Below are 13058 nucleotides of genomic sequence, written 5' to 3'. Positions count from 1 at the left end.
GACGCCGGGCTGGTTCTCAAGGCCGAAATATTCGCGCTGACACCGCAGTTGACTCGTCCATGACTCAACGCCCGGCTCCCCGCCCCCTCTCCGACGAAGCCCTCTCCGGCCTCCTCGGCAAGCAGCAGTTCGGCACGCTCGCCAGCGTCAAGCGCGATGGCCGTCCCCACCTGACGACCATGGTCTACAGCTGGGACCCCGAGGCACGCATCGTGCGGTTCTCGACGACGGCCGAGCGCGTCAAGGTCAAGCATCTGAGACGCGACCCGCGTGCGGCGCTGCACGTGCAGGGCGGTGACGTCTGGTCGTTCGCCGTCGCGGAGGGGGAGGCCGAGGTCTCCGAGGCCACGACGGTTCCCGGTGACGCGGTCGGGCGAGAGCTGCTCGGGATGATCCCGCAGGGCGCGAGGCCGGAGGACGAGACCGCGTTCCTGGAGGAGCTGGTCGCCGAGCGCCGGGTGGTCGTCAGGCTGAGGGTGGACCGGCTGTACGGGACGGCGCTCGACATCGACGGATAGGCCGACCGGGGGCACCTGTCCGGGCCCCGGCCGGTCACTCCTCCTTTTTCATGCAAGCACGCTTGATTGTTTCTGCCCCCGCTGCCATGCTCCTCAGCACGCCGCACCACCCCGTACCCGGCACCACCCCGCACCACCCGCACACCGCCGTGCCCCGAGGGGAGCGCCCGTGTCCGATCCGACGTCCGTGATCGACGACCTGCGCGAGGAGAGCGAGGAACTCGACGGACTCGTGGCCGGGGGGAGCGAGCCGCGCTGGGCGCTCGCGACCCCCGCCCCCGGCTGGACCGTCGCCCACCAGATCGCCCACCTCGCCTGGACCGACCGCTCGGCCCTGCTCGCCGTCACGGACGCCGACGGCTTCCGCGCCCTGGTCGAGAAGGCCCTCACCGCACCGGGCTCCTTCGTCGACGAGGGCGCCGAGGAAGGCGCCGCGCTCCCGCCCGCCGAACTGCTCGCGCGGTGGCGTGAGGGCCGTACGGCACTGGAGAAGGCGCTGCGGGCCGCCCCGCCCAAGGCGCGCTTCCCCTGGTACGGCCCACCCATGTCGGCAGCGTCCATGGCCACGGCCCGTCTCATGGAGACCTGGGCCCATGGACGGGACGTGGCCGACGCCCTGGGTGTGGTGCGCCCACCCACCGACCGGCTGCGGCATGTGGCCTGGCTCGGGGTACGGACCCGGGACTTCGCCTACAGCGTGCATGGGCTGACTCCGCCGGCCGACCCCTTCCGCGTGGAGCTCCGCGCACCCTCCGGCGACTTGTGGGCGTACGGCCCCGAGGACGCCCCGCAACGCGTCACCGGCCCCGCCCTCGACTTCTGCCTCCTGGTCACCCAGCGCGCCCACCGCGCCGACCTCGCCCTGCGCCCCGACGGCCCCGACGCCGACCGCTGGCTGGACCTCGCCCAAGCCTTCGCCGGACCGCCGGGCAGCGGACGCCCGCCGAAGAAGGCCACCTCATGACGGTGCTGCGCATCGGCAACGCCTCCGGCTTCTACGGCGACCGTTTCGACGCCCTGCGCGAGATGCTCACCGGCGGCGAACTCGACGTCCTCACCGGCGACTACCTCGCCGAGCTGACGATGCTGATCCTCGGCCGCGACCGGCTGAAGGACCCGGCCGCCGGATACGCCCGCACGTTCCTGCGGCAGCTGGAGGACTGCCTGGGGATCGCCCACGAGCGGGGTGTCAGGATCGTCAGCAACGCCGGCGGGCTCAACCCGGCCGGACTCGCCGATGCCGTACGGCACTTGGCCGACCGGCTCGGCATCCCCGTACGCGTCGCACATGTGGAGGGCGACGACCTCACCTCCCACCACCCGGGCAGCCTCGCCGCCCACGCCTACCTCGGCGGGTTCGGCATCGCGGAGTGTCTGCGAGCGGGCGCCGACGTCGTCGTCACGGGCCGGGTGACCGACGCGGCCCTCGTCACCGGGCCCGCCGCCGCCCGCTTCGGGTGGAGCGAGACGGACTACGACCGGCTCGCGGGTGCCGTCGTCGCCGGGCACGTCCTGGAGTGCGGAACGCAGGCCACCGGCGGCAACTACGCCTTCTTCCACGAGAACGACGCCGACCTGAGACGCCCCGGCTTCCCGCTCGCCGAGCTGCACGAGGACGGCGGCTGCGTCATCACCAAGCACCCCGGCACCGGCGGCTTCGTCGACATCGGCACCGTCACCGCCCAGTTGCTGTACGAGACGGCCGGTGCCCGGTACGCGGGGCCCGACGTCACCACCCGGCTGGACACCGTACGGCTCGGCCAGGACGGGCCCGACCGGGTGCGGATCGACGGCGTGCGCGGGGAGGCGCCCCCGCCCACCCTCAAGGTCGGGCTCAACAAACTCGGCGGCTTCCGCAACGAGGTGGTCTTCGTGCTCACCGGCCTCGACATCGAGGCCAAGGCCGCGCTGGTACGGGAGCAGTTGGAACCCTCCCTCGGAAAGATCGCCGACGTGCGCTGGGACCTCGTGCGCACGGACCGGGCCGACGCCCCGAGTGAAGAGCTCGCGAGCGCGCTGCTGCGGCTCGTCGTACGGGACCCGGACCAGGAGACCGTCGGGCGGGCGCTGAGCGGGGCGGCCGTGGAGCTGGCGCTCGCCAGTTATCCCGGTTTCCATGTGCTGGCCCCACCGGGGAAGGGCTCGCCCTATGGGGTCTTCGAGGATGTGTACGTCCCCCATGGGGCCGTCGACCATGTAGCCGTCCTGGATGGTGGGCGCGGAGTCCATGTGCCGCCGCCCCACGACACCCTCGTACTCAACCGGCTACCCGACCCCCCGCTCCCGGCCCCGCTGCCACCCGGCCCCACCCGGCACGCCCCTCTCGGCCTCGTCGCGGGTGCCCGCAGCGGCGACAAGGGCGGCAACGCCAACGTCGGGGTGTGGGCCCGAACGGACGAAGCCTGGCGCTGGCTCGCGCACGAGCTGACGGCCGAACGATTCCAGGAGTTGATCCCCGAGAGCCGCGGGCTCGACGTCACCCGGCACCTCCTGCCCGATCTCCGCGCCCTGAACTTCGTCGTCGAGGGCATCCTCGGCGCGGGCGTCGCGGCCCAGCACCGCTTCGACCCGCAGGCCAAGGCCCTCGGCGAATGGCTGCGCTCCCGCCACCTGGACATACCGGAGGCCCTGCTTTGACTGCTTTCCCTTCTAATTTCAGGGAAATTTCTGACTCAGGCGGCCTTTTGGAGCAGCGCTCGAAGAGGTCTTACGCCCTCAACACCAGCCGGGGTCAGACCAGCCCGGACCAACATCACGTGAGCAGAGTTCTTGTCCCGGGGGGACACGGCTCCGCACGCGGCGCAGGTGTAAGTACGTTCCGAAAGGGGGAGTGCGTGCTTGGTTCTCGCTCCGCACGATGCGCATTCCATGGTGGTGTGCGCGGGGTGGACGAGGCGGATGTCCCGTCCGTGCTTGCGGCTCATCTCGATCAGGGCCTTCTTCGTGGTGCCGATCGCTGCGTCCGCTGCCTTGCGCGCCATGCTCGTTCTAGCGAGGAACTTTGCCGGAAGTCCTCGACAGCAATGGCGTCATGATCGCGCACGACCTTCTTCGCCCACTTGCGGGCCGCGTCCTGCCGCTGCCGGGCGATCTTCTGGTATGTCTTCGCCCGCCATTTCTTCGCCTCCCGGTAGCCCTTCGACGCCCCCCGTCCCTTGGCGGGCCTGCGTCTGGCCATCATCCGGTCGTACCTGGACAGCTCTTTCTTCACCTTCTTGCCATGCCCGGGGTGGAGCAGGTCGTGGGTGTCCGAGGTAGTGGTCGCGATCTCCTTCACACCCCAGTCCACCCCGATTACCCGGCCGGTTTCAGGCAGCGGCTCGATCCAGGTGGGGACTACGAACGAGGCGTACCAGTCGCCAAGGCAGTCCCGGTACACCCGCACGGACGAGGGCTCGGCAGGCAACTCCCGCGACCACACCACAGTCAGCACGATCCCGCCCGCCAGGTGCAATCGGCCGCCCTTGAGTCGGAAGCCGCGGCGGGTGTAGTTCAGACTCGGATCGGCCTCGTGTTTTTTCTTGTAGCCCGGCATTCCGGCCCGCAGCCGCGTTGGCAGCCGCTTCCTGATGTCTTTGAGGGCTTTCGCGCGGGACTTACCAAAGTCTCGGATCAGTTGCTGCTGCGGAACCGAGGCTCCCTCGGCCAACCAGGGTGTGATGGCGCGGGCCTCGGTCAGCATCCGGTCCAGCCGTGCCGGACCGCATTCCTCCCCCTCCATATGGGCCTTCTTCGAGCGCGACACGCACTCGTTCCAGATCCATCGGCAGCGACCCCACTCCGCCAGCAGCGCAGTACAAGCAGTGGCCGACACCCGCAGGCGGTACGTATATCGAGCGGGCCCCGCCCCGTCTGCTTCTCCCGCCGCCATGTCGGCACCTCCCTGTTCCCGCCCGGCCCCGCCCGCCCGTATCACGCGGCCTCTGTCGTCAGACCGTATGTGCGATGCCTGTACGCCTGTGCCGTAATTCCGCACCCACAACTCCAACTAGTGAAATGTGGCACGCGTGTTCACCCTTCTGCGTGTCGCCGGGCGCGCCGTTTGGGCGCTCCATGCCAGGGCACCTTCGGAGGCGAACAGTGACGATCCTCTACTCCACCCTGGATACCGACAGCCCCGACCACCAGTCGAACCGGGAGGCGATGCTCGCCAAACTGGACGAGCTGACCTCCGAGCACGCCAAGGCCCTCGCGGGCGGCGGCGAGAAGTACGTGGCGCGGCACCGGAAACGCGGCAAGCTCCTCGCCCGCGAGCGCATCGAGCTGCTTCTCGACCCCGACACGCCGTTCCTGGAGCTGTCCCCGCTGGCCGCCTGGGGCAGCGACTACGCCGTCGGCGCGTCCCTCGTCACCGGCATCGGTGTCGTCGAGGGCGTGGAGTGCCTGATCACCGCCAATGACCCGACCGTGCGCGGGGGAGCGAGCAACCCCTGGTCGCTGAAGAAGGCCCTGCGCGCGAACGACATCGCCCTCGCCAACCGGCTGCCCTGCATCAGCCTGGTGGAGTCCGGCGGAGCGGATCTGCCGTCCCAGAAGGAGATCTTCATCCCCGGGGGCGCGATCTTCCGGGACCTGACCCGGCTGTCGGCGGCCGGCATCCCGACCGTCGCCGTCGTCTTCGGCAACTCCACCGCCGGCGGCGCCTACATCCCCGGCATGTCCGACCACGTGATCATGGTCAAGGAGCGGGCGAAGGTGTTCCTGGGCGGCCCGCCGCTGGTCAAGATGGCCACGGGCGAGGAGAGCGACGACGAGTCGCTGGGCGGCGCCGAGATGCACGCGCGCACCTCCGGCCTGGCCGACTACTTCGCCGTCGACGAGCCCGACGCGCTCCGTCAGGCCCGGCGCGTGGTCGCCCGCCTCAACCACCGCAAGGCGTACGCCGATCCGGGCCCGGCCGAGCCTCCCAAGTACTCCGCCGACGAGCTCCTCGGCATCGTCCCGGGCGACCTGAAGAGCCCCTTCGACCCGCGCGAGGTCATCGCCCGCGTCGTCGACGCCTCCGACTTCGACGAGTTCAAGCCGCTCTACGGCACGAGCCTGACCACCGGCTGGGCCGCCCTGCACGGCTATCCGGTCGGCATCCTCGCCAACGCCCGGGGGGTCCTCTTCAGCGAGGAGTCCCAGAAGGCCGCCCAGTTCATCCAGCTCGCCAACCAGCGCGACATCCCGCTGCTCTTCCTGCACAACACCACCGGCTACATGGTCGGCAAGGAGTACGAACAGGGCGGCATCATCAAGCACGGCGCGATGATGATCAACGCGGTCAGCAACAGCCGCGTCCCCCATATCTCCGTCCTGCTGGGCGCTTCCTACGGCGCCGGCCACTACGGCATGTGCGGCCGGGCCTACGACCCCCGCTTCCTCTTCGCCTGGCCCAGCGCCAAGTCGGCCGTCATGGGCCCCCAGCAGCTCGCGGGCGTGCTGTCGATCGTCGCCCGGCAGTCGGCGGCGGCGAAGGGACAGCCGTACGACGAGGAGGCGGACGCCGCGCTGCGCGCCATGGTGGAGCAGCAGATCGAGTCCGAGTCCCTGCCGATGTTCCTGTCCGGGCGGCTGTACGACGACGGCGTCATCGACCCGCGCGACACCCGCACCGTCCTCGGCCTGTGCCTGTCGGCCATCCACACGGCGGCGTTCGAGGGCGCACGCGGTGGCTTCGGCGTCTTCCGGATGTGAGGGACTGTTCCGTGATCACTTCTCTGCTGGTGGCGAACCGCGGCGAGATCGCCTGCCGGGTCTTCCGCACCTGCCGTGAACTGGGCATCCGCACCGTCGCCGTCCACTCGGACGCCGACGAGGGCGCCCTGCACGCACGCGTGGCCGACGCGAGCGTACGACTTCCGGGGGAGGCGCCCGCCGACACCTATCTGCGCGGCGACCTCATCGTGAAGGCCGCCGTCGCGGCCGGCGCGGACGCCGTGCACCCCGGGTACGGCTTCCTCTCCGAGAACGCCGCCTTCGCCCGGGCCGTCCGGGACGCGGGCCTGCTCTGGATCGGCCCGCCGCCCGAGGCGATCGAGGCGATGGCGTCCAAGACCCGCGCCAAGCAGCTCATGGGCATCCAGCCCCTCAGCGACGTCACCGAAGCCGACCTGCCCGTGCTGGTCAAGGCGGCGGCGGGCGGCGGCGGGCGCGGCATGCGCGTCGTACGACGACTCGCTGACCTGGACGCCGAACTGGCCGCCGCACGCGCCGAGGCCGCCGGCGCCTTCGGCGACGGCGAGGTCTTCGTCGAGCCGTACGTGGAGAACGGCCGCCACGTCGAGGTCCAGGTCCTCGCCGACACCCACGGCACGATCCTGCCGCTCGGCACCCGCGACTGCTCCCTCCAGCGCCGCCACCAGAAGGTGATCGAGGAGGCCCCGGCACCCGGGCTCCCCGAAGAACTCCGGCAGGAGCTGAGCACCCTCGCCGTACGGGCCGCCAGGGCCGTCGACTACGTGGGCGCCGGAACGGTCGAGTTCCTCGTAGCCGACGGCAGGGCGCACTTCCTGGAGATGAACACCCGCCTCCAGGTCGAACACCCCGTGACGGAGGCCGTCTTCGGCCTCGACCTGGTGGCCGAACAGCTCCGGATCGCCGAGGGCCACCCCCTCGACGACGCCCCGCCACGCGCGCGTGGCCACGCCGTCGAGGCCCGTCTGTACGCCGAGGACCCGACCCGCGACTGGGCCCCGCAGACCGGCCGCCTGCACCGCCTGTCCGTGCCGGAGGGCGTCCGCCTGGACAGCGGCTACACCGACGGCGACACCATCGGCGTCCACTACGACCCCATGCTCGCCAAGGTCGTGGCACACGCCCCCACGCGCACGGAGGCCCTCCGTAAGCTCGCCTCCGCCCTGGAACGGGCCGTGATCCACGGCCCCGTCACCAACCGCGACCTGCTGGTCGGCTCCCTGCGCCACCCCGAGTTCACCGCGGCCCGCATGGACACCGGCTTCTACGACCGCCACCTGCCCGACCTGACCACCCCCGCCCCCGACCCGCACGCCCCCCTGGCCGCGGCCCTCGCCGACGCCCACACGGGCCCCCGCTCCCGCTTCGGCGGCTGGCGCAACGTCCCCTCACAGCCGCAGACCAAGCGCTACGAGATGGCGGGCCAGGAACACGAGGTCCACTACCACCACACCCGCACGGGCCTGGAGGCGGACGGGGTGACCGTCGTACACGCAGACGCCGGTCTGGTCATCCTCGAAGTGGACGGCGTACGGCGACGGTTCGAGGTGTCCCGCTACGGCGGCCACCTCTACGTCAACACCACCACCCTCACGTCCCTGCCCCGCTTCCCCGACCCGACGGCCCAGCACGCCCCGGGCTCCCTCCTGGCCCCCATGCCCGGCACGGTCGTCCGAGTGGCCGACGGCCTCACCGCGGGAACGCCCGTCAAGGCCGGTGAACCGATCCTCTGGCTCGAAGCGATGAAGATGCAGCACAAGATCACGGCCCCGACCACAGGAACGCTGAGCGAACTGCACGCCGTACCCGGACAGCAGGTGGAGCCGGGCATGTTGCTGGCAGTGGTGAAGGAGACCTCTTAGGGGCGCGGGGCCGCATCGAATTTGCGGCTCCGCCGCGTGCGCGCGACCAGCCACGACGAAGGAGTCACATGGCCACGATCGAAACCGACGAACACAAGGCCCTCCGATCGGCCGTAGCGGCACTCGGCAAACGCCACGGCCGCACCTACGACCGGGAGGCACTCTGGTCCGAGGCGGGAAAACTCGGCTACCTCGGCGTCAATCTGCCGGAGGCATACGGCGGTGGAGGCGGCGGCATCACCGAACTCTCCCTCGTCCTCGAAGAACTCGGCGCCGCTGGCTGCCCGCTCCTGATGATGGTCGTCTCACCCGCCATCTGCGGCACGGTCATCGCCCGCTTCGGCACGGCGGAACAGAAACAGCACTGGCTCCCCGGCCTCGCCGACGGCACCCGCACCATGGCCTTCGGCATCACGGAACCCGACGCCGGCTCCAACTCGCACCGCATCACGACCACGGCTCACCGTGACGGAACCGACTGGATCCTCACCGGCCGCAAGGTGTTCGTCTCCGGCGTGGACATCGCGGACGCGACCCTCATCGTCGGCCGCACCGAGGACGCCCGCACCGGCAGCCTCAAGCCCTGCCTGTTCATCGTCCCGCGCGACACCCCCGGGTTCGAACGCCGCCCCATCGACATGGAACTCCACGCGGCCGAGAAGCAGTTCGAGCTGACCCTCGACGACGTACGGCTGCCCGCCGACGCCCTCGTCGGCGACGAGGACGCGGGCCTGCTGCAACTCTTCGCCGGTCTCAACCCCGAGCGCGTCATGACGGCCGCCTTCGCGATCGGCATGGGCCGCCACGCGCTCGCCCGAGCCGTCGAGTACGCCCGCGACCGGCAGGTCTGGGAGACCCCCATCGGCGCCCACCAGGCCATCGCCCACCCCCTCGCCCAGGCGCACATCGAGCTGGAACTCGCCCGCCTGATGACACAGAAGGCCGCCCACCTGTACGACGCGGGTGACGACACGGGCGCCGGGGAAGCCGCCAACATGGCGAAGTACGCGGCCGGGGAGGCCTGTGTGAAGGCCGTGGACCAGGCCGTGCACACCCTCGGCGGCAACGGCCTCACCCGCGAGTACGGCCTGGCGCAGCTGATAACGGCCGCGCGCGTGGCTCGTATCGCACCGGTGAGCCGGGAGATGATTCTGAACTACGTCTCCCACCAGACCCTGGGCCTGCCCAAGTCGTACTGAGACGGCCAAAGACGGCCCGCGCGAGGAGGAACCAGCCATGTTCCGCAGCGAGTACGCAGACGTCCAGCCCGTCGACCTCCCCATCCACGACGCGGTCCTCGCCCGGGCCGCCGAGTTCGGCGGCTCCCCGGCGCTGATCGACGGCACCGACGGCACCACCCTCTCCTACGAGCAACTGGACCGCTTCCACCGGCGCGTCGCCGCCGGGCTCGCCGAGGCCGGGGTGCGCAAGGGCGACGTCCTCGCCCTGCACAGCCCCAACACCGTCGCCTTCCCCACCGCCTTCTACGCCGCCACGCGCGCGGGCGCCACCGTCACCACCGTGCACCCGCTCGCCACCGCCCAGGAGTTCGCCAAGCAGCTGACGGACTCGGCGGCCCGCTGGATCGTCACCGTCTCACCGCTGCTCGACGTCGCCCGCCGGGCCGCCGAACTCGCGGGCGGCGTACGCGAGATCTTCGTGTGCGACAGTGCCACGGGCCACCGTTCCCTGATCGACATGCTGGCCTCCGCCGCCCCCGAGCCGGTGATCGACATCGACCCCGCCGAGGACGTGGCGGCCCTCCCGTACTCCTCCGGGACCACCGGCACCCCCAAGGGCGTGCTGCTCACCCACCGGCAGATCGCCACCAACCTCGCCCAGCTCGACGGGGCGATACCCGCGGGCCCCGGCGACCGCATCCTCGCCGTCCTGCCGTTCTTCCACATCTACGGCCTCACGGCCCTGATGAACGCGCCCCTGAGGAAGGGCGCCACCGTCGTCGTCCTGCCCCGCTTCGACCTGGAACAGTTCCTCGCGGCCATCCAGAACCACCGCATCACCGGCCTCTACGTGGCCCCGCCGATCGTCCTGGCCCTCGCCAAGCACCCGGCCGTCGCCCAGTACGACCTGTCGTCCCTGAAGTACATCCTCAGCGCCGCCGCACCCCTGGACGCCCGCCTCGCCGCCGCCTGCTCCCAGCGGCTCGGCCTGCCGCCCGTCGGCCAGGCCTACGGCATGACGGAACTGTCGCCCGGCACCCACGTCGTCCCCCTGGCCGCGATGCGCGACGCCCCGCCCGGAACCGTCGGCAAGCTCATCGCCGGCACCGAGATGCGCGTCGTATCCCTCGACGACCCCGCAAAGGACCTGGGACCGGGCGAGTCCGGCGAGATCCTCATCCGCGGCCCCCAGGTCATGAAGGGCTACCTCGGCCGCCCCGACGCCACCGCCGCGATGATCGACCCCGACGGCTGGCTGCACACCGGCGACGTCGGCCATGTGAATGACGACGGCTGGCTGTTCGTCGTCGACCGCGTCAAGGAGCTCATCAAGTACAAGGGCTTCCAGGTGGCCCCCGCCGAACTGGAGGCCCTCCTCCTCACCCACCCGGGCATCGCCGACGCCGCCGTCATCGGCAGGTACGACGACGACGGCAACGAGGTCCCGCACGCCTACGTGGTCCGCCAGCCGTCCGCCGCCGGCCTCTCGGAGGCCGAGATCATGATGTTCGTCGCCGAACGCGTCGCCCCCTACAAACGGGTCCGGCACGTCACCTTCATCGTCGGCATCCCCCGCGCGGCCTCCGGCAAGATCCTCCGCCGACAGCTCAGGGAGAGCGCATGAGCCCGGTCACCCGCACACGCGCGCGTGCGGTCGAGACCCTCACCCTCGACTCACCGCACAACCGCAACGCCCTGTCGGCCGCCCTGGTCGCCGAGCTGGCCGACGCCCTCACCGACGCCGGCAAGGACACCGGCGTCCGCGCGGTCGTCCTCACCCACACCGGCAACACCTTCAGCGCCGGAGCCGACCTCAAGGACCCACCACCCCCGGACGCCCTGGTCGACCTGCTCCGGCAGATCATCGAACTGCCCAAGCCGGTCGTCGCCCGCGTCACCGGCCACGTCCGTGCGGGCGGCCTCGGCCTCCTCGCCGCCTGCGACATCGCGGCCGCCTCCACCGAGGCCACCTTCGCCTTCACCGAGGTCCGCATCGGCGTCGCCCCCGCGGTCATCTCCCTGCCCCTGCTCCCACGCACCGACCCGCGCGCCCTGGCCCGCTACTACCTCACGGGCGAACGCTTCGACGCGGCGGAGGCGACGGCGACGGGCCTGCTCACCACCCACGCCGCCGACGTCGACACGGCCCTGGCCCCCATCCTGGACGGCCTGCGCAAGTCATCCCCCGACGCCCTGGCCGAGACGAAACGACTGCTCACGGCTAGGGTGCTGGAAGCCTTCGACCGGGACGCCGCCGACCTGACCGCGCTCTCGGCCCGGCTGTTCTCCTCCCCGCAGGCCCGCGAGGGGATGACGGCCTTCCTCGAACGACGGGATGCGGCATGGGTGGTGTGAGCACGGCCGAACGTGCGGAGCGGGTCCCCAAGCAGGACCGGAGCCGGGCCACCCGGCAGCGGCTCCTGGAAGCGGCCGTGGCCTGCCTCGCCGAACACGGCTGGGCCGGCTCCACGGTCTCCGTCGTCGCCGAACGCGCCGGCGTCTCCCGGGGCGCCGCCCAGCACCACTTCCCGACCCGCGAGGACCTCTTCACGGCGGCCGTCGAGTACGTCGCCGAGGAACGCTCCACCGCCCTGCGCGCCCTCTTCCCCGACGGCGCGTCCGGCGACCGCCACGCGGTCGTCGCCGCCCTGGTCGACCTCTACACCGGCCCCCTCTTCCGCGCCGCCCTCCACCTCTGGGTCGCCGCCTCCAACGAGGACCAGCTCCGCCCCCGCGTCACCGAACTCGAATCCCGCGTAGGCCGCGAGACCCACCGCATAGCGGTCGACCTCCTCGCCGCCGACGAATCCGTCCCCGGCGTCCGCGAGACGGTCCAGGGCCTCCTCGACATGGCCCGAGGCCTCGGTCTCGCCAACCTCCTCACGGACGACACGGCCCGCCGGGAGCGGGTGGTGGAGCAGTGGGCGGGGGTGCTGGAGGAGGTGCTGGGGCAGGCTCCGAGGCCCGGCCCCGCTACGGGCTGAGCCGCTCCACCCGCCAGCTCCCGTCCGCCTGCTCCACGTACCGCAACCGGTCGTGCAGCCGGTTCTCGCGGCCCTGCCAGAACTCCACCGACTGCGGGGCCACCCGGAAGCCGCCCCAGTGCGGTGGGACCGGTACCTGCTCGCCCTCCGGATAGCGGGCGGCCAGCTCGGCGTACGCCTCGTCGATGTCGGCGCGGGTGGAGATGACGGAGGACTGGGCGCTGGCCCACGCGCCGAGCTGGGAGCCGTGCGGCCGGGTCCGGAAGTACGCCGCCGTCTCGTCCCGGCCGGTGCGCCGGGCGACACCGGTGACGAGGACCTGCCGGGCCATCGGATGCCAGGGGAAGAGCAGCGAGACGTACGGGTTCTCCGCCAGGTCGCGGGCCTTGCGGGAGTCGTAGTTCGTGTAGAAGACGAAGCCCTGCTCGTCGAAGTGCTTCAGCAGAACGGTACGGGCGCTGATCCGCCCCTCGGCGTCGGCCGTCGAGACGACCATGGCGTTCGGCTCGAACAGCCCGCCGTCCGTCGCGGCCTGCTTGAACCAGCGCGCGAACTGCTCGACGGGGGTGGCGGCCAGCTCGGTCTCGGAGAGCCCCTCGGCCCGGTACTGCTTGCGCATCGAGGCCAGATCGAAGGGGACGGCGTCGCGGTCGGTCACCCGGTCATCTTGCCGTATGGACGGTGTCCTTCGTCACTGCGTGGCACTGAGTGCCGTGAACCCTCCCCAACGGTGGCACTCGGGGATATCGTTCTGATGCCGATCCGGTTGGGTGACCGCCGGCCGCACGGGGCATCACAGGGGAGACCGGCCAGGACCGCGAGTCGCCGCGACGA

At 71.3% G+C, this 13058-nt stretch carries 10 protein-coding genes and 1 pseudogene; 9 read left to right on the top strand and 2 right to left on the bottom strand.

Annotated features, from left to right (window positions below; genetic code table 11):
- Positions 1–59 precede the first annotated feature (59 nt).
- The 3 genes from ACFZBT_RS28640 (at position 60) to ACFZBT_RS28630 (ending at position 3155) form a co-directional block, all read left to right on the top strand.
- Entirely contained in the window at positions 60–518 is a 459-nt protein-coding gene (locus ACFZBT_RS28640; RefSeq protein WP_391109237.1) for a TIGR03618 family F420-dependent PPOX class oxidoreductase, read from the top strand.
- A gap of 169 nt (positions 519–687) precedes the next feature.
- The gene (locus ACFZBT_RS28635; protein ID WP_391109235.1) at positions 688–1482 is read left to right on the top strand and encodes a TIGR03084 family metal-binding protein; all 795 of its coding nucleotides are present in this window, start codon (positions 688–690) and stop codon (positions 1480–1482) included.
- Complete coding sequence (locus ACFZBT_RS28630) at positions 1479–3155, top strand: acyclic terpene utilization AtuA family protein (RefSeq protein ID WP_391109232.1); 1677 nt, start codon at positions 1479–1481, stop codon at positions 3153–3155. Before ACFZBT_RS28635 ends, ACFZBT_RS28630 begins: the two co-directional genes overlap by 4 nt.
- Positions 3156–3190: 35 nt before the next feature.
- Here the strand turns inward: ACFZBT_RS28630 and ACFZBT_RS28625 are convergent.
- Positions 3191–4389: pseudogene (locus ACFZBT_RS28625) on the bottom strand (RNA-guided endonuclease InsQ/TnpB family protein).
- A gap of 182 nt (positions 4390–4571) precedes the next feature.
- Here ACFZBT_RS28625 and ACFZBT_RS28620 point away from each other — a divergent pair.
- The 6 genes from ACFZBT_RS28620 (at position 4572) to ACFZBT_RS28595 (ending at position 12224) form a co-directional block, all read left to right on the top strand.
- On the top strand, positions 4572–6197 hold the full coding sequence (locus ACFZBT_RS28620; protein ID WP_391109229.1) for a carboxyl transferase domain-containing protein: 1626 nt from the start codon (positions 4572–4574) through the stop codon (positions 6195–6197).
- An 11-nt stretch (positions 6198–6208) separates the two neighbouring features.
- Positions 6209–8059 (top strand): biotin carboxylase N-terminal domain-containing protein, encoded by a 1851-nt coding sequence (locus tag ACFZBT_RS28615; protein ID WP_391109226.1) that lies wholly within the window; start codon positions 6209–6211, stop codon positions 8057–8059.
- 68 nt (positions 8060–8127) lie between these two features.
- Complete coding sequence (locus ACFZBT_RS28610) at positions 8128–9258, top strand: acyl-CoA dehydrogenase family protein (protein ID WP_391109223.1); 1131 nt, start codon at positions 8128–8130, stop codon at positions 9256–9258.
- A 37-nt stretch (positions 9259–9295) separates the two neighbouring features.
- A complete protein-coding gene (locus tag ACFZBT_RS28605; RefSeq protein WP_391109221.1) occupies positions 9296–10864 on the top strand; it encodes an AMP-binding protein in 1569 nt (522 codons plus the stop codon).
- Complete coding sequence (locus ACFZBT_RS28600) at positions 10861–11595, top strand: enoyl-CoA hydratase family protein (RefSeq protein WP_391109219.1); 735 nt, start codon at positions 10861–10863, stop codon at positions 11593–11595. The genes ACFZBT_RS28605 and ACFZBT_RS28600 overlap by 4 nt, the downstream gene beginning before the upstream one ends.
- Positions 11583–12224 carry a TetR family transcriptional regulator gene (locus tag ACFZBT_RS28595; protein ID WP_391109217.1) on the top strand — a complete coding sequence of 214 codons (642 nt, stop codon included), beginning with the start codon at positions 11583–11585 and terminating at the stop codon, positions 12222–12224. Before ACFZBT_RS28600 ends, ACFZBT_RS28595 begins: the two co-directional genes overlap by 13 nt.
- On the opposite strand, the gene pdxH is transcribed toward ACFZBT_RS28595, so the two are convergent.
- Positions 12214–12882 (bottom strand): pyridoxamine 5'-phosphate oxidase, encoded by a 669-nt coding sequence (gene pdxH / locus ACFZBT_RS28590; RefSeq protein WP_391109214.1) that lies wholly within the window; start codon positions 12880–12882, stop codon positions 12214–12216. The genes ACFZBT_RS28595 and pdxH overlap by 11 nt on opposite strands.
- Positions 12883–13058: the final 176 nt, after the last annotated feature.

It is taken from the genome of Streptomyces sp. NPDC008137 (assembly GCF_042957035.1).
In the GTDB taxonomy this organism is placed as follows: Bacteria; Actinomycetota; Actinomycetes; order Streptomycetales; family Streptomycetaceae; genus Streptomyces.
This window is presented reverse-complemented; position numbering and strand designations above follow the sequence as displayed.

Bases quoted from the DNA above. Each gene is read 5' to 3' on its own strand.
- ACFZBT_RS28640 (WP_391109237.1), top strand. From the start codon at position 60: ATGACTCAACGCCCGGCTCCCCGCCCCCTCTCCGACGAAGCCCTCTCC.
- ACFZBT_RS28630 (WP_391109232.1), top strand. From the start codon at position 1,479: ATGACGGTGCTGCGCATCGGCAACGCCTCCGGCTTCTACGGCGACCGT.
- ACFZBT_RS28620 (WP_391109229.1), top strand. From the start codon at position 4,572: ATGCCAGGGCACCTTCGGAGGCGAACAGTGACGATCCTCTACTCCACC.
- ACFZBT_RS28610 (WP_391109223.1), top strand. From the start codon at position 8,128: ATGGCCACGATCGAAACCGACGAACACAAGGCCCTCCGATCGGCCGTA.
- ACFZBT_RS28605 (WP_391109221.1), top strand. From the start codon at position 9,296: ATGTTCCGCAGCGAGTACGCAGACGTCCAGCCCGTCGACCTCCCCATC.
- ACFZBT_RS28600 (WP_391109219.1), top strand. From the start codon at position 10,861: ATGAGCCCGGTCACCCGCACACGCGCGCGTGCGGTCGAGACCCTCACC.
- ACFZBT_RS28595 (WP_391109217.1), top strand. From the start codon at position 11,583: ATGGGTGGTGTGAGCACGGCCGAACGTGCGGAGCGGGTCCCCAAGCAG.